Source organism: Pararhodospirillum oryzae, from assembly GCF_007992075.1.
GTDB classification, from domain to species: domain Bacteria; phylum Pseudomonadota; class Alphaproteobacteria; order Rhodospirillales; family Rhodospirillaceae; genus Pararhodospirillum; species Pararhodospirillum oryzae.
The window spans coordinates 27,822-47,089 of the sequence record NZ_BJZO01000009.1 but is presented as its reverse complement, the minus strand read 5'-3'; the positions used below and the strand labels follow the sequence as shown (position 1 = coordinate 47,089).

The 19,268-nt window shown below is 64.4% G+C and carries 14 protein-coding genes; 7 read left to right on the top strand and 7 right to left on the bottom strand.

Annotated elements, in window-relative coordinates; translation table 11 throughout:
• Positions 1–2: 2 nt before the first annotated feature.
• Entirely contained in the window at positions 3–2,249 is a 2,247-nt protein-coding gene (gene glgB, locus ROR02_RS02815; protein ID WP_147162493.1) for a 1,4-alpha-glucan branching protein GlgB, read from the bottom strand.
• A gap of 97 nt (positions 2,250–2,346) precedes the next feature.
• Complete coding sequence (locus ROR02_RS02810; RefSeq protein WP_147162492.1) at positions 2,347–2,811, bottom strand: DUF2934 domain-containing protein; 465 nt, start codon at positions 2,809–2,811, stop codon at positions 2,347–2,349.
• A gap of 378 nt (positions 2,812–3,189) precedes the next feature.
• Between ROR02_RS02810 and ROR02_RS02805 the strand changes: the two genes are divergently transcribed.
• The 7 genes from ROR02_RS02805 to ROR02_RS02775 all read left to right on the top strand — a co-directional run bounded on the left by ROR02_RS02805 (position 3,190) and on the right by ROR02_RS02775 (position 9,475).
• Complete coding sequence (locus ROR02_RS02805) at positions 3,190–3,699, top strand: SUF system Fe-S cluster assembly regulator (protein WP_147162491.1); 510 nt, start codon at positions 3,190–3,192, stop codon at positions 3,697–3,699.
• Between the two features lie 54 nt (positions 3,700–3,753).
• Positions 3,754–5,208 (top strand): Fe-S cluster assembly protein SufB, encoded by a 1,455-nt coding sequence (sufB, locus tag ROR02_RS02800; protein WP_147162490.1) that lies wholly within the window; start codon positions 3,754–3,756, stop codon positions 5,206–5,208.
• 68 nt (positions 5,209–5,276) lie between these two features.
• The gene (gene sufC, locus ROR02_RS02795) at positions 5,277–6,032 is read left to right on the top strand and encodes a Fe-S cluster assembly ATPase SufC (protein ID WP_147162489.1); all 756 of its coding nucleotides are present in this window, start codon (positions 5,277–5,279) and stop codon (positions 6,030–6,032) included.
• A 4-nt stretch (positions 6,033–6,036) separates the two neighbouring features.
• The gene (gene sufD, locus ROR02_RS02790) at positions 6,037–7,371 is read left to right on the top strand and encodes a Fe-S cluster assembly protein SufD (RefSeq protein ID WP_147162488.1); all 1,335 of its coding nucleotides are present in this window, start codon (positions 6,037–6,039) and stop codon (positions 7,369–7,371) included.
• Between the two features lie 6 nt (positions 7,372–7,377).
• Positions 7,378–8,643: an aminotransferase class V-fold PLP-dependent enzyme gene (locus ROR02_RS02785; protein ID WP_147162487.1), complete on the top strand. Its 1,266-nt coding sequence runs from the start codon at positions 7,378–7,380 to the stop codon at positions 8,641–8,643.
• 28 nt (positions 8,644–8,671) lie between these two features.
• Complete coding sequence (locus tag ROR02_RS02780) at positions 8,672–9,070, top strand: DUF59 domain-containing protein (protein ID WP_147162486.1); 399 nt, start codon at positions 8,672–8,674, stop codon at positions 9,068–9,070.
• Between the two features lie 54 nt (positions 9,071–9,124).
• Positions 9,125–9,475 carry a HesB/IscA family protein gene (locus tag ROR02_RS02775; protein WP_147162485.1) on the top strand — a complete coding sequence of 117 codons (351 nt, stop codon included), beginning with the start codon at positions 9,125–9,127 and terminating at the stop codon, positions 9,473–9,475.
• Positions 9,476–9,554: 79 nt separating this feature from the next.
• On the opposite strand, the gene ROR02_RS02770 is transcribed toward ROR02_RS02775, so the two are convergent.
• The 5 genes from ROR02_RS02770 to acnA form a co-directional block, all read right to left on the bottom strand.
• The gene (locus ROR02_RS02770; protein ID WP_147162484.1) at positions 9,555–10,751 is read right to left on the bottom strand and encodes a GIY-YIG nuclease family protein; all 1,197 of its coding nucleotides are present in this window, start codon (positions 10,749–10,751) and stop codon (positions 9,555–9,557) included.
• Complete coding sequence (locus ROR02_RS02765) at positions 10,744–12,807, bottom strand: DEAD/DEAH box helicase (protein WP_147162483.1); 2,064 nt, start codon at positions 12,805–12,807, stop codon at positions 10,744–10,746. Before ROR02_RS02765 ends, ROR02_RS02770 begins: the two co-directional genes overlap by 8 nt.
• Positions 12,804–15,581 carry a class I SAM-dependent DNA methyltransferase gene (locus tag ROR02_RS02760; protein ID WP_147162482.1) on the bottom strand — a complete coding sequence of 926 codons (2,778 nt, stop codon included), beginning with the start codon at positions 15,579–15,581 and terminating at the stop codon, positions 12,804–12,806. Before ROR02_RS02760 ends, ROR02_RS02765 begins: the two co-directional genes overlap by 4 nt.
• A 225-nt stretch (positions 15,582–15,806) precedes the next feature.
• Positions 15,807–16,316 carry a GNAT family N-acetyltransferase gene (locus ROR02_RS02755; protein WP_246135368.1) on the bottom strand — a complete coding sequence of 170 codons (510 nt, stop codon included), beginning with the start codon at positions 16,314–16,316 and terminating at the stop codon, positions 15,807–15,809.
• Between the two features lie 79 nt (positions 16,317–16,395).
• Positions 16,396–19,068 carry an aconitate hydratase AcnA gene (gene acnA / locus ROR02_RS02750; protein ID WP_147162480.1) on the bottom strand — a complete coding sequence of 891 codons (2,673 nt, stop codon included), beginning with the start codon at positions 19,066–19,068 and terminating at the stop codon, positions 16,396–16,398.
• Between the last annotated feature and the right edge of the window lie 200 nt (positions 19,069–19,268).

The following is a 19,268-nucleotide window of genomic DNA, read 5'->3' as shown; positions in this document are numbered from 1 at the left end:
GGTCAGCTCCGAGGTTTCAAAACGATGGTCGCGAGCGGGGGCAAGGTCAACGAGAGCGATTGCGGACGCCCATGCGAGACAATGGCCTGGGTTTCGATCGTGCCGTTGCCCACGTTGGAGCCCCCGTAATAGCCGCTGTCGGTGTTCAGGACTTCATCCCAAACGCCGGCCCGGGGGACGCCCAGGCGATAGCCGTTCCGCACCACGGGCGTGAAGTTGCACACCACCAGCAGCATGGGCTGCTCGATGCGCTCGCAGTCGATGGTCGCGGCCGAGGTGGGGGCCGGCGCCTCGCCGTAGCGAACGTAGCTGATCACCGACTGATCGCTATCGGTGCAATCCACCCAGGCGAAGCCGTCGCCTTCCGTGTCGCGTTCGTAAAGCGCGGGCATGTCCTGGTACAGGCGGTTGAGATCGCGGACCAGGGCCTGGACGCCCTGGTGCCAGTGCACCGCCAGCAGATGCCAGTCCAGGCTCTGGGCGTGGTTCCATTCCTGGCCTTGGGCGAATTCGCTGCCCATGAACAGCAGCTTCTTGCCCGGATGGGTCCACATGAAGGCGTAGTAGGCGCGCAGGTTGGCGAACTGCTGCCACGCATCCCCCGGCATGCGCCCCAGGATCGAGCGCTTGCCATGCACCACCTCGTCGTGGGACAGGGGCAAGACGAAGTTTTCGGTGAAGGCGTAAAGCAGGCCGAACGACAGTTCGTTCTGGTGGAAGCGGCGATGCACCGGCTCGTGGCTGATGTAGCGCAACGTGTCGTTCATCCAGCCCATGTTCCACTTGTAGCCAAAGCCCAGCCCGCCCAGGTGGACGGGACGGCTGACCATGGGCCACGCCGTGCTTTCCTCGGCGATGGTGACGGCGCCGGGGAAGCGGTCGTAGACCAGCGTGTTCATGCGGCGCAGGAAATCGATGGCTTCCAGATTCTCGCGCCCGCCGTAGCGGTTGGGAATCCACTGGCCTTCCTCGCGGGAATAATCGAGGTACAGCATCGAGGCCACCGCATCCACGCGCAGGCCATCGATGTGGAACTGATCGAGCCAGTACAGGGCATTGGCCAGCAGGAAGTTGCGCACTTCGTTGCGGCCATAGTTGAAGATCAACGTGCCCCAATCCATGTGGCGGCCCTGGCGGGGATCGGCGTGTTCGTAAAGATGGGTGCCGTCGAACCAGGCCAGACCGTGCGCGTCCTCGGGGAAGTGGCCGGCCACCCAGTCCAGGATCACGCCAATGCCGGCCTGGTGGCAGCGGTCGACGAAGACGCGGAAATCCTCGGGCGAGCCGTAGCGGCTGGTGGGCGCGAACAGCCCGATCGGCTGATACCCCCAGGACCCATCAAAGGGATACTCGCTGACGGGCAGCAGCTCGATATGGGTAAAGCCCATGTCGCGCACGTAGGGGATCAGCGTGTCCGCCAAGTCCTGGTAGCTCAGGGGCTCGCCATGGGCGTCGCGGCGCCACGATCCCAGATGCACCTCGTAGACGCTGATGGGCGCGTTGCACGCCACGGTCTCGGCGCGCCGCTCCATCCAGTCGTCGTCATGCCAGACATGATCCGGCAGGCCCCACACCACGGAAGCGGTGTGGGGGGGGCGCTCGGCGTAAAAAGCGTAAGGGTCGGCCTTGGCGGGCAGCAAGGCGCCATCGGGGCCGACCAGTTCGAACTTGTAAAGCGCGCCCTTGTGGACGCCGGGAATGAAAATGTCCCACACGCCGCTGCCCGGATGCTGGCGCATGGGATGCACGCGCCCGTCCCAGCGGTTGAACTCGCCCACCACGCTGACCCGTTGGGCATTGGGCGCCCACACGGCGAAGCTGGTGCCGGCGCTGCCATCGACGGTCATCGGGTGGGCGCCCATCTTGTGATAGATTTCCAGATGGGTGCCTTCGCCCAGCAAATAGCGATCCAGATCGCCCAGGACAGGCCCGAAGCGGTAGGGATCATCGATATCGCGGATCTGCCCGTCTTCCTCGACGCGCAGGCGATACGAAAAAGGCCCTCGTCCCTCGGGCAGGTCGAGGCCGAAAACGCCGGCGGGATGCACCCGGCGCATGGGGCCCACGACCGAGCCATCGGCGACATCGATCAGGCTGACCGAGGCCGCATGGGGACGGAAGCAGCGCACGCAGTACCCCTTGCCTCCCCCCTCGACCGAGCCGCTGTGCAAGCCCAGAAGGCCGAACGGATTGCCGTGACGAGCCCCAACCAGGGCGGCCACCGCTTCGGAAAAGGCTTTCGGGTCCATGGTGCTCCAACACGTCGAAACGTAAGAAGGGGGAAAGTGCGCAAGGCGATCGGGATTCGGGCAAGAGGACGAAACAGCCGCCGGCCCGTTTCCCTTTTTAGCTGTCGGCCGGCGGCGCCTTGGTGCTCTTGCGCGCGCGCGTGGTCTTGGGCTTGGCGGGCTTGTCCTCGCTGGCGGCGTCGGGGTCCTTCTTCTTGCGGGTCGCGGTCTTGCGCTTGGGCGGCTCCGCGGGCGTTTCAGGGGCCGGAGCCCCGGCCTCGGGCGTTCCCGGCGCAGCCGGAGCGGCAGGAGCCGGAGCGGCGGGAGCCGGGGCGGGTTCGATCACGACAGGGGCCGGCGGCGGCTCGGCGGCGACAGGCGCGGGCGGCGGCTCGACGACAACAGGGGCCGGCTCGGCGACAGGAATCACGGCCGGTTCGGCGGCGGTTTCGGCTTCCAGTTCGGCCTGGACCAGGGCCTCGGCCCGGTTCCAGAAGTCCTGTTCCCGGCCGGCGGGGTGCCCCTCGGCCTCGGACAGGAGATAGGCGCGCATCTCAATGCGCTTGCGCAAATCATCATTCATGGGCGGTCGCTCCCGAGGGCAGTGGATCCCGCTTGGTGCGGCGCGCGCATCATGCCGGCGGACGCCAAGCGGGTGCAAGGCTGGTCAACAACCATGACGCATTTTTCTTGGAACGACCCCAGATAATACCGCGCCCCTGGTGCCCGGGTGCGCGAGGGAACGGCTTGCGAACGACTCCGAGTCCCGCCCGGCGAACGAGTCCCCGGCGCACGCGCACCATGGCACCGTCTCCGGTAACCCCACACGGCCGCGCGCGAAAAAAACGGTGGACAGCCCGGGTGCCGTGATTCATCGCTTGATCTTTCGTCAAATCGCCCCTTATGAAAAGAAGACCAATTTGGTCCACATCGCTGTTTTCGCCGTGGGGGCAGGACCGTCATGTTCCGGATCAACAAACTGACCGATTACGCCGTGGTGCTGCTGGTCGACATGGCCCGCAGCGACAAGGTGCGCGCGGCCCAGCAGATCGCCCTGGATACCGGGGTGCCGTTGCCCACCGTGGCCAAGGTCATGAAGGCGCTGTTGCGCAGCGGCCTGGTGGTCAGTCACCGGGGGGCCTGTGGCGGGTACGGGCTCGCGCATCCGCCCCGTTCCATCACCGTCGCCGACATGATCCAGGCCCTGGAAGGCCCGATCGCGCTGACCGCGTGCGTGGACAAGGCCCCCCATGCCGACGGCGAGGAAGCCTGTGGCCTGGGCTCGCTGTGTCCGATGAATGGCCAGTGGGACACGGTCAACCGCCGCGTCGAGGCCGCCTTGCGCACGGTCACCCTGGCCGACATGGCCGCCGGTCCCCTGCCCGCCTTCGCCCCCGAGTTCACCCGGGCCCGCGCCGCCGTCCTTGCCGCCGAGATGGGCGCCGAGAGGGCCGGCGAAATGGCCTCCTGATCCGTTCCCTATCCCTTCCTGCCCTCGCGCCCCGAAGCGCCGGAGAATTGCATCATGGTTGCCACGCAAGAAACGGTCGAAACCCTCCAGGACGTCACGGGGCAGTACAAGTACGGCTTCGTGACCGACATCGAGGCCGAAACCGCGCCCAAGGGCCTGAGCGAGGACATCATCCGGTTCATTTCGGCGCGCAAGGAAGAACCCGAGTGGATGCTGGAGTGGCGATTGAAGGCCTATCGCCACTGGCTGACCCTGGAGGAACCCACCTGGGCCGCCGTGACCTACCCGGTCATCGATTACCAGAACATCCATTACTACTCGGCCCCCAAGCACAAGGAAGGCCCCAAGAGCCTCGACGAGGTCGATCCCGAGCTGCTGGAAACCTACAGCAAGCTGGGCATCCCCCTGAAGGAACAGGAAATCCTGGCCGGCGTGGTCGCCGTCGACGCGGTGTTCGACTCGGTGTCGGTGGCCACCACCTACAAAAAGAAGCTGGCCGACATGGGGGTGATCTTCTGCCCCATTTCCGAGGCCATCCGCGAGCATCCCGAGCTGGTTCAGCGCTATCTGGGCTCGGTGGTGCCCTACACCGACAATTTCTTCGCCACCATGAACTGCGCCGTGTTCACCGATGGCTCGTTTGTGTACATCCCCAAGGGCCTGCGCTGCCCCATGGAGCTGTCCACCTATTTCCGCATCAACGAGCGCAACACCGGCCAGTTTGAACGCACGCTGATCATCGCCGACGAGGGATCCGAGGTTTCCTACCTCGAAGGCTGCACCGCGCCCCAGCGCGACGAAAACCAGTTGCACGCCGCCGTGGTCGAGCTGATCGCCCTGGACAACGCCCGCATCAAGTACTCCACGGTGCAGAACTGGTACCCGGGCGACGCCGAGGGCCGGGGCGGCATCTACAACTTCGTCACCAAGCGCGGCGCCTGCCGGGGCGTGAACTCGCGCATTTCCTGGACGCAGGTGGAAACCGGCTCGGCCGTGACCTGGAAGTACCCCAGTTGCCTGCTGCAAGGGGACAACTCGGTGGGCGAGTTCTATTCGGTGGCCATCACCAACAACGCCCAGCAGGCCGACACCGGCACCAAGATGATCCACATCGGGCGCAACACGCGCTCGCGCATTGTCTCGAAGGGCATCGCCGCCGGCCGCTCCGACCAGACCTATCGCGGGCTGGTGCGCATGCTGCCCAAGGCGGAAGGGGCGCGCAATCATACCCAGTGCGACAGCCTGCTGATCGGCGATCGCTGCGGCGCGCACACCGTCCCTTACATCGAAAGCCGCAATCCGTCGGCCAAGGTCGAGCACGAAGCGACCACCAGCCGCATCAGCGACGACCAGTTGTTCTATTGCCTGCAACGGGGCCTGTCGCAAGAAGAGGCGGTGGCCCTGATCGTCAACGGTTTTTGCAAGGAAGTCTTGCAAACCCTGCCTATGGAATTCGCCGTCGAGGCCCAGAAACTGGTTGGTATCAGCCTGGAAGGCAGCGTCGGCTAAGGCCCTGGCGCCCCCTTTCCTCTTTTCCTCGCGTTGCCCTTTGCCCGCCCCGAACAAGGACCTGATCCATGGCGCTCCTGGAGATCATCAACCTGCATGCCCAAGTCGAGGACAAGCCGATCCTCAAGGGCCTGTCCCTGACCGTGAACCCGGGCGAGGTGCACGCCATCATGGGGCCCAACGGCGCCGGCAAGAGCACCTTGTCCAACCTGATCACCGGGCGCCCGGGCTACGAGCAGACCGAGGGCACCGTGCGCTTCAAGGGCCAGGACCTGAGCGCGATGGCCCCCGAGGAGCGCGCCCGGGCCGGGATCTTCCTGTGCTTCCAGTACCCGGTTGAAATCCCCGGGGTGGGCTTCACCACCTTCCTGCGCACCGCCTTGAACGCCCGGCGCAAGGCCCGGGGCGAAAGCGAGATCGACGCCGCCGCCTTCCTGACCAGGCTCAAGGCCGCGACCAAGGCGCTTGGCATTCCCGATGCCATGCTCAAGCGGCCGCTCAACGTCGGCTTTTCGGGCGGCGAGAAAAAGCGGGCCGAGGTGTTGCAGATGGCCATGCTGGAACCCGATCTCATGATCCTGGACGAGATGGACAGCGGCCTCGACATCGACGCCTTGCGCATCGCGGCCGAAGGGGTCAACGCCCTGCGCAGCCCGACGCGCTCGGTGCTGTGCATCACCCACTACCAGCGCCTGCTGGACTACATCGAACCGGATTTCGTCCACGTTCTGGCCGATGGGCGCATCGTGCGCTCGGGCGGCAAGGAGCTGGCCCGGGAGCTGGAGGAAAAGGGCTATGCCGACTTCGTTTCCCAGGCGGCTTGATCCCATGACCGCCACCCCCGTTGCCGCCGCGACCCCGTTCCTGGATCCTGAAACCCGCGCCGAGGGCGGGGGCTGGCTGGGCGCCGTGCGCCAGGCGGGCCTTGACGGCTACCGCCGCCAGGGCTTCCCCACCCCCCGCCACGAGGCTTGGAAGTACACCAATCTTTCCGCCGTTGGCCGCCTGGCGGTCGAAACCCCGCCTGCCGTGCCGGCCTTGACGGCGGCCGACCTGCCGGGTGATCGCCTGCTGCCCCTGGACGTGCCGCGCCTGGTGTTCGTGAACGGCCGCTTCAGCGCGCCGCTTTCCGACCTCGACCGCCTGCCGGCCGGGGTGCGGGCCGGCAGCCTGCGCGCGGTGCTGCTGACCGATCCCGGGCACCTGCGCCCCGTGCTGGAGCGGCCCCAGGCCCAGGAAGCCGTGGCCACGCTGCCGCTGGCGGCGCTCAACACCGGCTTCTTGTCCGATGGCCTGGTTTTGGAGATCGACGCCGGCGTGAGCGTCGAGGGGCCCTTGCATATCATTCATCTGAGCGTGCCCGGCGAGAGCGCCACCCTGGCCCACCCGCGCGGCCTGATCCGCCTGGGGGCCGGCGCGCGGGCGACGCTCGCGGTCAGCTACTCCGGCCTGCCCGGGGCGCCCTCGGTCATCAACGCCGTGACCGACGTGGTGCTGGGGGAAGACGCCCACCTGTCCCACGTCCGCCTGCTGGCGGAAGCCCCCGAGGGCGTGCACATCGGCGCCGTGCTCGCCACCGTGGGGGCGCGGGCGCGCTACGACGCCTTCACCTTGACCCTGGGCGGGCGGCTGGTGCGCAACGAAATACGGGTGCTGCTGGACGGCGAAGGGGCCCAGGCCCACGTCAACGGGGCCTACGCCGCGCGCAAGGGCCAGCACATCGACAACACGGTGTTCGTGGATCACGCGGTGCCCAACGCCAAATCGTCGCAGCTGTTCAAGGGCGTGCTGGATGAAACCGGGCGCGGCGTGTTCCAGGGCAAGATCCTGGTCCGGCGCGATGCCCAGGGCACCGACGGGCAGCAGTTGCACCAGGCCTTGTTGCTGACCCCGGGCGCCGAGGTGGACATCAAGCCCGAATTGCAGATCTACGCCGACGACGTGGCTTGCAGTCACGGCGCCACCGCCGGCGAAATGGATGCCGAGGCTCTGTTCTACCTGCAAAGCCGGGGCATCGACGAGGAAACGGCGCGGGCCTTGCTGGTCGAGGCCTTCCTGGAAGACGCCCTGACCACCGTGGCCGACGAGGCGGTGCGCGACGCCCTGACCGAACGGGTGCGCGACTGGCAACGCGGCCGCGCCCAGGCGACCTGGAACGTGTGAGAAGCGATGATGACGACGACAGGGGGTTCCTCGCCAGCGTCCAACCCGACGAGCTTTGACGTCGAGGCGGCGCGGGCCGATTTTCCGGTGTTCCAGAAAAAGGTGCACGGCTCCAAGCCGATCATCTACCTGGATAGTGGCGCCTCGGCCCAGAAGCCGCGCGCGGTCATCGACACCATGGTCCAGATGATGGAAGGCGAATACGCCAACGTCCATCGCGGCACCTACTGGTTGTCGGAACGCGCGACCGTGCGCTATGAACAGGCGCGCGAGACCGTGCGCCGGTTCGTCAACGCCGCCCGCCCCGAGGAAATCGTGTTCACCATGGGGGCGACCGACGCCATCAACCTGGTGGCCCAAACCCACGGCCGCGCCCACCTTGGCCCCGGCGACGCGGTGCTGATCACGGAAATGGAGCACCACTCCAACATCGTGCCCTGGCAGATGCTGCGCGATGAAAAGGGCGTGACGCTGAAGGTCTGCCCGATCACCGACGAAGGCGCCCTGGACCTGGAGGCCTTCGATCGCCTGATGACCCCCGAGGTCAAGCTGGTGGCCTTCACCCAGACATCGAACGTGCTGGGCACGGTGCCGCCGGCCCGGCGCCTGATCGACCGCGCCCATGCCCAGGGCGCGCTGGTGCTGATGGATGGCTGCCAGGGCGTGGTGCATGGCGGGGTCGATGTCCAGGCGCTGGACGTGGACTTCTACGTGTTCTCGGGCCACAAGCTCTATGGCCCCACCGGGATCGGGGTGCTGTACGCCCGCCACGCCCTTCTGGAGGCCATGCCGCCGTGGCGCGGGGGCGGCGACATGATTGCCTCGGTGTCGTTCGAGCGCTCGGAATGGGCGGCGCCGCCCGCCAAGTTCGAGGCCGGCACCCCCAACATCGTGCAGGCCATCGGCCTTGCCGCCGCCATCGACTACGTGACCGGCCTGGGGCAAGCGGCGATCGCGGCCCACGAAGCCGATCTGCTGACCTACGCGGTCCAGGCGCTTTCATCGGTGCCGGGCCTGCGCCTGTATGGCACCGCGCCGGGCAAGGTGGCGGTGATATCCTTTACCCTGGACTGTGCCCATCCCCACGACATGGCCACCGTCCTGGACCAAAGCGGGGTGTGCATTCGCGTGGGGCACCACTGTGCCCAGCCGCTGATGGGGCGGCTGGGGGTGAGTGCCACGGCGCGCGCCTCGCTGGGCTTGTACAACACCCGCGCCGATATCGACGCCCTGGTGCGCGGACTGGAAACGGTCCGCTCGTTCTTCGCCTGATGCCTGGTCGAGAAAGCGAGATCCCCCGATGATGCCTCCCTATGCCCTGTCCGCCTCGCCCTTGCCCCCGCCCGAGGCGGGCGAGGTCGCCAAAGCCGGCGCCCCCCTCGATCCCGGCACCCCCCCCGCCCCCATCGAGGCGGTGACGGAGGCCCTGCGCGAGATCTACGACCCGGAAATCCCGGTCAATGTCTACGACCTGGGCCTGATCTACGACGTCGCCCTCGACGACGCGGGGACGTGCCGCATCCTGATGACCCTCACCGCCCCGGCCTGCCCGGTGGCCGGCACCTTGCCCCACGAAATGGCCCACCGGGTGGCCTCGGTGCCCGGCGTGGGCGAGGTGATTGTCACCCTCGCCTGGGATCCGCCCTGGACCCCGGAACGTATGAGTGATGTGGCCCGGGTCGCGCTCGACATGTTCTGATCCCGCGAGGGCGCGGCCCGACGCCTGCGTTTTTCCGCCACGAGGAGAGTCCGCATGAGCCTGCCGCCCCTTCTGACGCTGACCCCCGCCGCCGTCGAGCGGATCACCACCTTGATGAGCCAGGCCGAAACCCCGGTGGTGGGCGTGCGGGTGGGCATCACCCGCAAGGGCTGCTCGGGCCTGTCCTACAAGGTGGACTTCGCCGAGGACGGCCCGCGCGCCCTGGAAGAAACCGTCACCCAGGACGGGGTAACGGTGTTCGTGGAAGCCGGCGCGGTGATGTTCCTGATCGGCGCCACCATGGACTTCAAGGCCGACACCTTGTCGTCGTCGTTCGTCTTCCACAACCCCAACGAAACCGCCCGCTGCGGCTGCGGCGAAAGTTTTACCGTGAACGCGGCGTAAGGGGCCGGAGGCACGACAAGGCCCAAGGCTGCGGGGCTCCGCCCCGCTCCCCGCTGGCCCTCGCAGGGCTCGTAGCCCCTTACGCGGGTACGAGACGGGCTTCCTTGGGGTCATAGACACAGCTGACAATGCTCCCATCGCGAATCTTGCCGATCGCCTCGTCGATCACCGGAAGCGGGACGATAAACCATTCGCGAGGGACTACTGGCTTTCCGAAGCGGTCCTTGATTTCAACCTCCAGGCGGGCGGAACCGAACACCCGGTGGATCACGTTTTCCAACCGAACCCGGTTGATGTTGAACAATTCGTAGGTTGCGACAACCTCGACATCGGCCATCAGGAAGGTGGGATCCAGGCGCGCATTGGCGATCCGGCGTTCCACGGCGCCGCCGGTCACGCCGATTTTGTGCAACACGTCCCGATGCGCGGCCACGCCGGGGTGATCGGACAGGCTGCGCACGACATAGATGGTCCCACTCGCCGAATCGTCGGAGTCGTAAGTTTCGGCGAAAAGGGGGCCGGGCAGCGGTTCGGTGATCCGCCGGCTGGCTTTATCCTTGTACAAGGCCCGCTGAAGGGAGCGGAGCAGCAGGTTGCTTTCGGTGCCGTTGTCATAGACCACGCGCAGGCGGGCATCCATTTCCCCGTTGGGGGCCTTGATCGGCTCGCCCTTTTCGGCCACGTACAAGATTTGTCCGCCCAGGATGAAAAACTCACCTTTACGGATATCAGTTTTCAGGAACCCGGCGTCCTTGCGGATGGCCCGCGAGACGCGCTCTCCTTCGTCCAAATCGCGCTTCATCGCCTCGAACAAAGGCTTAAAGCGCGCGAAGTCGTGGCATGGCTCGCGGGCGGCGATTTCCTCGGCGACGCGACGTTCGGCGGCGGAGCGCACATGGCGCAACTGGGTGAGAGGCGACGCGGCGCGGTCTTCAATCCCCAGCTGGGCCAGCAAGGCGTCGTTGTCCAGGAGATCGGGGGCGGCTTCGGTTGTTTCGGCCGACAACAGGCCCTGATGATCCAGGGGCGCCAGCAGGGTTCGACATTCCTCAAGCGCCCGCAGCCGGTCCAGGCGCACGGCGTACAGGCGTTCGAAGATATCGCGGTCCTCGCCGTGGCGGGGCGCGTGGCCTTTTTCCTGAACAAAGCGCTGGATATCCTCGAACCCCGCGATGATCCGTTCCTCGCGCGGGGTACGGGCGCTGTCTGCCTTGGTTTCAACCTCGACGCCCAAGGCATCAAGAAGGGCGTCGTCCTCGTCGGTGAAGTCAGCCACGCGCCGCCTCCGCTTTCATCCTTGCAAGAAACGCCACGCCCTCGGCCATGCGTTTTTCCCAGGGGTCGGGCGCGGTGATCGACGGCAAGCGGCCGCGCTCCTTCTTGAAAGCCAGGGCCCGGGTGGCCAGGGCGCGGGCTTCTTCCATCGACAAGGCCACGCGCTTGGCCTCGATCATCGCCTTGACCTGTTTCAGACTTTCCTCGTCCATGGCCTTGGCCAGGATGGCGTAGGCCTCCCCGAAGGGGTTGATACGGTCGATCAGATCGATATCCAGGTCCCGCACGTCGGTGACAAACCGGCGCACGCCCAGCACGAAGGCGATGTTGGGGCCCTGCTCCTCGGGGCCCTCTCCTGCGCCCTGGGCGGTTTCCTTGGCTTTTTGGGTCAAGGTCAGGGCGGCGATGGCGTGTTGGCGCACGGCTTCCTGGTCGGCGGCGTCCAGGTCGGGGTATTTGTCCTTGATGATCTTGCCCAGGCGGACCTGGGTCAATTCCTCGGGCACCAGTTCGGAATCAAACAGCCCGCGTTCGATCGTGGTTTTGTCTTGCACGAAGGCGGCCACGACTTCGTTCAGGTCCTGCTGGCAGATGCGCCGGCCCTCGTCGCTTGTGGGCTCGGCCAGTCCCTTGATCTCGATTTCGAAAACGCCCTGGTCCTCGTTAAAACCCACGTTACAGCGCGAAGGGTCGTATCCAGCCTCGCCGTAGTCGAAGCCGGGGGTGGGCGCGCCGGCCGGGTTCTTGGGCCTAAACTCGAAGCGGGGCGTCAGAACCTGTTCCATCAACAAGCTGGCGGCGATGGCCTTCAAGGTATCGTTGACCGCCTCGGCCACGGTTTGCCCGGAAGCGTCGGGTTCGGCGATCAGGTTGGTGAAACGGGCCCGGGTCTTGCCCGGCGCGTCGCGGGTGGCGCGGCCGATGATTTGCACGATTTCGGTCAGGCTGGCACGGTAGCCCACTGTCAGGGCGTGTTCGCACCAAATCCAGTCGAACCCTTCCTTGGCCATGCCCAGGGCGATGATCAGGTCCACGTGGTCGCGGTTGTTCTTGTGGGCCGGATCGCGCAGGGCCGCCATCACCCGCTCGCGCTTGGAGGGGGGATCATCGTCCACCAGGTCGGCAACGCGCAAGATCCTCCCGTCGGGGGTTTTGATGCGCAGGAACCCAGAGGTGGGATCGGTGCCTTGCCATTCGCCCAGGGCCTCGATCAGGTGTTCCACTTCCTTGATTTTCTGCCCGGTGCTTTCGCGCGAGTTGACGCTGGGAATATGGACGATGGTTTTTTCGGCCGGGTTCAAAACCCGAAGAATATCCTCGGTATACGATCCCGTATAAAAGAAATAGCCGATATCGAGGTGTTTCAGATACTGATACCCGTTCAATTGTTCGTAATAGGTATAGGTCACGGTATCGAATCGGGCTTCGTCCTGGGGGGCCAGCACCGCCTCGGCATCGCCGCGAAAATACGATCCGGTCATGGCCACGATGTGCACGCGATCGCGGGCCATGAACTGGCCCAGGTGCACGCCCAGCTTGTTGTCCGGATTGGCCGAAACGTGGTGGAATTCGTCGATGGCGATCAGCCGGTCATCAAAGGCCGCCACGCCGAACTGATCCACGGCGAAGCGGAAGGTGGCATGGGTGCACACCACAATCCGGTCGGTGCTTTCCAGGAACGTCCCCAGGGCGCGAATCTTGCCGCCCTCGCCCCCGGGCGCATTGCACAGGTTCCAGCGCGGCGCCACGGTCCAATCGGCCCAGAAACCAAACCGGGTCAGGGGTTCGTCGTTGAAGCTGGCACCGATGGATTTTTCCGGCACCACGATCACCGCCTGCTTCAATCCCTGATTGTTGAGCTTGTCCAGGGCGATGAACATCAAGGCCCGGCTTTTGCCCGATGCCGGGGGCGATTTGATCAACAAATAGGGCTCGCCCCGTTTTTCGTAGGCGCGCTCTTGCATCGGGCGCATGCCCCATTCGTTGGCCCGGGTGGAGCGTCCGGTGCGGGTATACGAAACCGAAACGGACGGAACGGACTGGCTGCCACCGCTCATGAACGCCCCCCTGTCTTGCCCTTGCGGCTCCCCTGGGGGGCCACCTTTTTGCTATACATCTCGAACAGCTTTTCCAGCCGCTCGGTATCGTTGCGAAAACGCCGCCCGATATAAATACGCTCCAACACCTCGTCGTTGCGATCATGGGCCGCGCGCAGGTTTTCCGGCATGGTGTCGGGATCATACAAATCGGCGATGGTGGCCGGAAAGTGCGCCTCGCGCGCCAGCAAAATATCCTCGGCACACCGGGTCAGCGCGGCCTTCTGGTTCTCGGTCAGGGGCGGTACGGGAAAGGTGTTCCATCCCAGGGTATTGGAATAGGAAAAATCCGTTCTCAACCGCACGCACACCGTCCCCACCCACACCCAATGCAAACGAGAGGCGATCAACGCCATGTTCCAAAGGGGGGCGTCGTAGAGGGCGAAATTTCTATCTCCAACAACTCCGTTGCTATCCATTAATCCTACAGGCAGATAAGGCCTTTCTTCAGAGCTTACGCGAGGAGTAACAATAACGCTTTTTTTTGCAAGACGTGGCGTTTTAAATTGGTGAGGACGCGAAGCAAGACTGCGTGCATAGGCATCTTTACTAGCAAGACGAGCATTTCTCACCTTATCCACCTGCATTTTGATGCAATAATTTGATTCAGCCTCAGAAAGATCATCGTCACTAATCCAGATACAATAACGTATCTCACCATTAATAAATTCTTTGGATCCAAAAAACCGCTTTATAAATTTTTTTCGATAGTATTCAGTCAATCCCATTGCATTTAATTGATTAGGGACAATTGTTAAATGCCCTCCATCGTCCGCCTTGTTACCGAAATCCATTGCACTAACATCATTTTTAGGTTGCATCTCTTTTTTTATAATAACATTAGGGGCATCAACCAAATACGGATTTATATTGCAGGCATTTTTTTCCACAATAGATCCACTTTCCGATACACAATAAATCTTTTTAATGTGGGTTGAATAACTTGAAATACCAACAACAACGACAGTCACCCCGGCTTTATTGCTAGCTAGATTTGACCACTTAAAATTTTTATACGCAAATATAATTTCCTGCCCCAATTCCAATATAAGAGGCCAAAGAAAAGATACCTGCTGCCCTTGGCATATTGAATTTGTAGCAACGAATGCCGCTGATATTTTTGTTATAGAACCATATTCCGCCGCTTTCATAAACCACCCAGACACATAGTCCAGAGACTTCCAATTTTTTGTAATACCTGAAAAAACATAACCCAAATCTGATTTCTGCTGTTCATCTTGCCAGGTAGACCCAACATAAGGCGGATTCCCGCAAATATAGGTTTCCCCACCCTCGTTTTCAAAAGCCACGTCGGGGGCGTCGGAAGGGAGGTCCAGCAAATCGGTGCCGCGCGGGGTGGCGCGGGCGCCGGAGGGGGGGCAGATGGACAGCCAGTCCAGGCGCAAGGCGTTGCCGCACAAGATCCAGTTTTCGGCATCCAGCGGCAGGAAATCCTGCAAGGCTTCCTTTTGCCCGCGATAAAGAACATCGCATTGATACTCGGCGATGATCAGGGCGAGGCGGGCAATTTCGGCGGGAAAATCGCGGATTTCGATGCCCCGAAAATTGGTGAGGGGAATATCGGTGCGCCGATCCCCTTCGCTTCGGCGCCGGTTGATCTCCGCCTCGATGCCACGCATTTCCTTGTAGGCAATCACCAGGAAATTTCCCGATCCACACGCGGGATCGAAAACGCGGATTTTCGACAGCCGCTTGCGCAGATTCAACAGCATGCGAGCATTGGTTCCCGCCTCTTCCAGGCGCGCGCGCAGGTCATCCAGGAACAACGGGTTGAGGACCTTCAGGATATTGGGCACGCTGGTGTAATGCATGCCCAGCCGGCCGCGCTCCTCGTCGTCGGCCACGGCCTGGATCATTGATCCAAAGATATCCGGGTTGATGCGGGTCCAGTCCAGGTTGCCGATATGCAGCAGGTACGACCGCGCGATCTTGCTGAATCGGGGCACGGCGAGGGAGCCGGAAAACAGGCCGCCATTGACGAACGGGAACACATCGGCCCAGCGCGGCAGGCGGGCCGTTGCCCGGTTGGGAATGGCCGTGTTCATGGCACGAAAGATTTCGCCGATCACCTCGTGCGTGTTCGATGAATCCCGGGCGCTCATCTGCTCGACCGTGGCCGTGAACAACCCGGTGCCGTTGAAAATATCGGTATCCTCGGCAAAAAAGCAGAAAATCAGGCGCGCCATGAAATGGTTCATTTCCGGGCGCCGTTCCGCCGTTCCCCAGTCCGGATTATCCTTCAGCAACTCCAGATACAACCGGTTCAACCGGCTGGTGGCCCGGATGTCGAAGGCGTTTTCGCGGATCTGCCGCACCGTGGAAATCCCGGCCAGGGGCAGGAAAAAACCGAAGTGGTTGGGGAACTCCGCGTAGGGGCAGACAATGGGCGCCTCGTCGCTGCCCAGGTCCTCGGCTTCCAGGGTTTCGCCATCGGTGGCGAGGATAAAGCGGGCCTTGTGGCGTTGGGTGGCCGGGCTGCCGCGCAGGGCATCCAGGGTTGCCTTTACCTGACCGGCGGGGGCAACCGCGATATGAATGTTATTGGTTTGCAGAACGCCGTTTTGGTCGGATTTATTGGTATCGCCCTTGCGCAACCGCTTGATTGTTGTTTCCTTGTTTCCGAACGCCCGCAGGAAGGCAAACGGGAACTCCTCGGCATCGAAGGGTTGTTCCGCCAGCAGGGAAACGGCTTGTTCAATTTCAACGGCGTTCATGTGGCCCTCACCCTTCCGACCTGGGGGCGGCCTCGTTCGCGATCCCGAACGCCGCTCCCCAAAAGTCCGCCAGGGTATCCACCCGCCCCCGGCCCGACAAGCCCCGCCACGCCTTTCCCGTTGTTGCCCAGGGGTCCGGGGAAGCCTCGCTTCCCCGGGGCGGGGGCTTGGGGGCGGCCTCGCCCCCAAAGGGCGCCAGCCCTTCTCCACGCCCCCCATGACGCGTCACATGACCTTTTCGAAGCGAAAGTCGGCCTCCTCGCCGGGCAGGTCGTCGCCCCCGGGGCCGTGGGGGTTTGGATGGTGCGGGTTGAAAAACTCAACAATCTTGAATCCGCATTTATTCACGTAAAAGTGGATGTTGCGCGTCTCGAACAAGGGGGTGTGCGTTTCCCAAACCCGCGTGTCGGGGTAGCGCCTTTCGATCGCTTGCCACGCCCTCAGGCCCAGCCCATGGCCATGCTCCCCCAGCTTGATGAAAAACAGATCCAGCGTGTTGCGGTGGGTTTCCTGGTTGATGGTGACAATGGCGCCGCCAACCTTCCGGCCCTGGTCAAGGACATGGAGCGCCTCGGCACCGGGGGAAGCGAACGACTGGTCCAGGTCGTCGTCGGAGGGAATCGGGCCGTCGGGCAGGGATCCGAACGTTTCAATGACGGCCACCGCGAAGGCCTCTTGAAGATGTTTCTTGAACGCGGCGCGTTCGCTGACTTCGACGATCGAAAGAGTGATCACATCACCTCTCCCCAAGAAAAAAAGCGCGGCTCCCTTTAAGGAGCCGCGCCCGAAGGAAAACCCGTTAACGCGTTATTGGTCAGCGGGTGAGGTGACGCAAGACGGTTTGCAGAATGCCGCCGTTGCGGAAGTAGTCAACCTCGTCGAGGGTATCGATCCGGCACAGGGTTTCAAACGTGGTGGTCGAGCCGTCGGCGCGGGTCAGGGTCACGTCCACGTTCTGGCGCGGCGAGAGGTCGGCCAGGCCGGTGATGGTGAAGGTTTCGGTGCCGTCCAGGTTCAAGGCGGCGGCGTTGACGCCGGCGGCGAACTGCAAGGGCAGCACGCCCATGCCCACCAGGTTGGAACGGTGGATGCGTTCAAAGCTGATCGCGATCACCGCCTTGACGCCCAGCAGGTTGGTCCCCTTCGCCGCCCAGTCGCGCGACGAGCCGGTACCGTATTCGGCGCCGCCGATCACCACCAGGGGCACGCCCTCGCGCTGGTAGGCCATGGCCGCGTCGTAGATCGGCATGACCGCGCCCGAGGGATGGTGCTTGGTCACGCCGCCTTCGGTGCCCGGAGCCATCAGGTTGCGAATGCGGATGTTGGCGAAGGTGCCGCGCATCATCACTTCGTGATTGCCGCGCCGCGCGCCATACGAGTTGAAATCCGCCTTGGCGACGCCGTGGGCCACCAGGTACTGGCCGGCCGGGCTATCGGCCTTGATCGAACCGGCGGGCGAGATGTGGTCGGTGGTCACCGAATCGCCCAGGATGGCCAGCGGGCGCGCCTTGACCACGTCCGACAGGGGCGCGGGCGTGGCGCTCATGCCCTGGAAGTAGGGCGGATGCTGCACGTAGGTTGACGCGGCATCCCAGGCATAGGTTTCGCCCTCGGCCACTTCGATGGCCTGCCATTCCGGGGTGCCGTCGAACACGTTGGCGTAGCGCGAACGATACATGTCGGGCGTGATGCCGCCGTCGATGGCGGCGGCAACCTCGGCGGCCGTCGGCCAGATGTCCTTCAGGAAGACCTCGTTGCCGTCCTTGTCGCGGCCCAGCGGGTCGGTGGCCAGGTTGATGCGCAGCGAGCCGGCCAGGGCGTAGGCCACCACCAGGGGCGGGCTCGCCAAGTAGTTGGCCCGGACATGCGGGCTGATGCGGCCTTCGAAGTTGCGGTTGCCCGACAGCACGGCGCCGACCACCAGGCCGTTGCCATCGATGGCGCGGGCAATCGGCTCGTCGAGCGGGCCGGCGTTGCCGATGCAGGTCGTGCAGCCGAAGCCGGCGATCTGGAAGCCCAGGGCGTCGAGGGCATCTTGCACGCCGGCCTTGACCAGATAATCGGCCACCACCTGGGACCCGGGCGCCAGCGAGGTCTTCACCCACGGCTTGCGGGTCAGGCCGCGCGCGACGGCCTTCTGGGCCAGCAGGCCGGCGGCCATCATCACCGACGGGTTCGAGGTGTTGGTGCACGAGGTGATGGCGGCGATCACCACCGAGCCGTCCTCAAGCGAGTAGCTGGCACCATCCACCGGCACGGCACGGCCGAGGCCGGCATCGGGGGCCAGGGTCTTGAGGGCCTCGGCGAAGGCGGGGGCGGCCGACGACAGGGCCACGCGATCTTGCGGGCGGCGCGGGCCGGCCAGCGAGGGCTCGACCGTGCCCATGTCGAGGCTGAGGGTATCGGTGAACACCGGGGCCGGGGCGCCCGAGGTCCGCCACAGGCCTTGGGCCTTGGCGTAGGCTTCGACCAGGGCCACCGTGTCCTCGTCGCGGCCCGTGAAGCGCAGGTAGCGCAGGGTTTCGGCGTCGATGGGAAAGAAGCCGCAGGTGGCGCCGTATTCCGGGCCCATGTTGGCGATGGTGGCGCGGTCGGTCAGCGGCAGGGCGTCGAGGCCGTCGCCGTAGAACTCCACGAACTTGCCGACCACGCCCTTCTTGCGCAGCATTTCCACGACCCGCAGCACCAGGTCGGTGGCGGTGGTGCCCTCGCGCAGGGTGCCGGTCAGCTCGAAGCCGATCACCTCGGGGATCAGCATCGAAAGGGGCTGGCCCAGCATGGCCGCTTCCGCCTCGATGCCGCCCACGCCCCAGCCGAGCACGCCCAGGCCGTTGATCATGGTGGTGTGCGAGTCGGTGCCCACCAGGGTATCGGGGAAGGCCACGACGCGGCCGTCTTCCTCGCTGGTCCACACGCCGCGCGCCAGGTATTCCAGGTTCACCTGGTGGCAGATGCCCACGCCGGGCGGCACCACGCGGAAGTTGTTGAACGCCTTCTGGCCCCAGCGCAGGAAGGCGTAGCGCTCGCCGTTGCGCTCGAACTCCAGGGCCATGTTGCGGGTCAGCGCGTCGGCGCTGCCGAAGTGGTCGATCATCACCGAGTGGTCGATGACCAGATCAACGGGCGACAGCGGATTGATGCGGGTGGGATCGCCGCCCAGGGCCTTCATGGCCTCGCGCATGGCGGCAAGATCAACCACGCCCGGCACGCCGGTGAAGTCCTGCATCAGGACGCGGGCGGGACGGAACGCGATCTCGCGGTCCGAGCGGCGCTCGCGCGCCCAGTCGGCCACGGCCTTGATATCGTCGGTGGTGACGCTGCGGCCGTCCTCGGAACGCAGCAGGTTTTCAAGCAGGACCTTGAGGGAGCAAGGCAACGTGTCGATGCCCTCAAGACCGGCCGCTTCCAGGCTGAAGTAGTCAACCTCGCGCCCGTTGACCGTCAGGGTCCGCCGGGTCTTCAGGGTATCTTGCCCACACAGGGACATGGGGGATCTCCTCGCTGTCGTCGCAACACGAAACATCCCGCCTGGGACGGCAGGGTGGTTCTGGCTGGACATGGATGGAGCGCCACCATGACGTCCCGGCCCGCCAGGGGATCAGGGCGTGGGTGCATATACACCACACCCGACGGCCGCTGTCCAGGGGTCAGCGGCCGTCGGACGCGATCACCGAAAGGCTACGTCTG

Excerpts from the sequence above, each read along its gene's own strand:
- glgB (WP_147162493.1), bottom strand. The coding sequence starts at position 2,249 with ATGGACCCGAAAGCCTTTTCCGAAGCGGTGGCCGCCCTGGTTGGGGCT.
- sufB (WP_147162490.1), top strand. The coding sequence starts at position 3,754 with ATGGTTGCCACGCAAGAAACGGTCGAAACCCTCCAGGACGTCACGGGG.
- acnA (WP_147162480.1), bottom strand. The coding sequence starts at position 19,068 with ATGTCCCTGTGTGGGCAAGATACCCTGAAGACCCGGCGGACCCTGACG.
- sufD (WP_147162488.1), top strand. The coding sequence starts at position 6,037 with ATGACCGCCACCCCCGTTGCCGCCGCGACCCCGTTCCTGGATCCTGAA.
- ROR02_RS02785 (WP_147162487.1), top strand. The coding sequence starts at position 7,378 with ATGATGACGACGACAGGGGGTTCCTCGCCAGCGTCCAACCCGACGAGC.
- sufC (WP_147162489.1), top strand. The coding sequence starts at position 5,277 with ATGGCGCTCCTGGAGATCATCAACCTGCATGCCCAAGTCGAGGACAAG.
- ROR02_RS02805 (WP_147162491.1), top strand. The coding sequence starts at position 3,190 with ATGTTCCGGATCAACAAACTGACCGATTACGCCGTGGTGCTGCTGGTC.
- ROR02_RS02810 (WP_147162492.1), bottom strand. The coding sequence starts at position 2,811 with ATGAATGATGATTTGCGCAAGCGCATTGAGATGCGCGCCTATCTCCTG.
- ROR02_RS02775 (WP_147162485.1), top strand. The coding sequence starts at position 9,125 with ATGAGCCTGCCGCCCCTTCTGACGCTGACCCCCGCCGCCGTCGAGCGG.
- ROR02_RS02780 (WP_147162486.1), top strand. The coding sequence starts at position 8,672 with ATGATGCCTCCCTATGCCCTGTCCGCCTCGCCCTTGCCCCCGCCCGAG.
- ROR02_RS02760 (WP_147162482.1), bottom strand. The coding sequence starts at position 15,581 with ATGAACGCCGTTGAAATTGAACAAGCCGTTTCCCTGCTGGCGGAACAA.
- ROR02_RS02765 (WP_147162483.1), bottom strand. The coding sequence starts at position 12,807 with ATGAGCGGTGGCAGCCAGTCCGTTCCGTCCGTTTCGGTTTCGTATACC.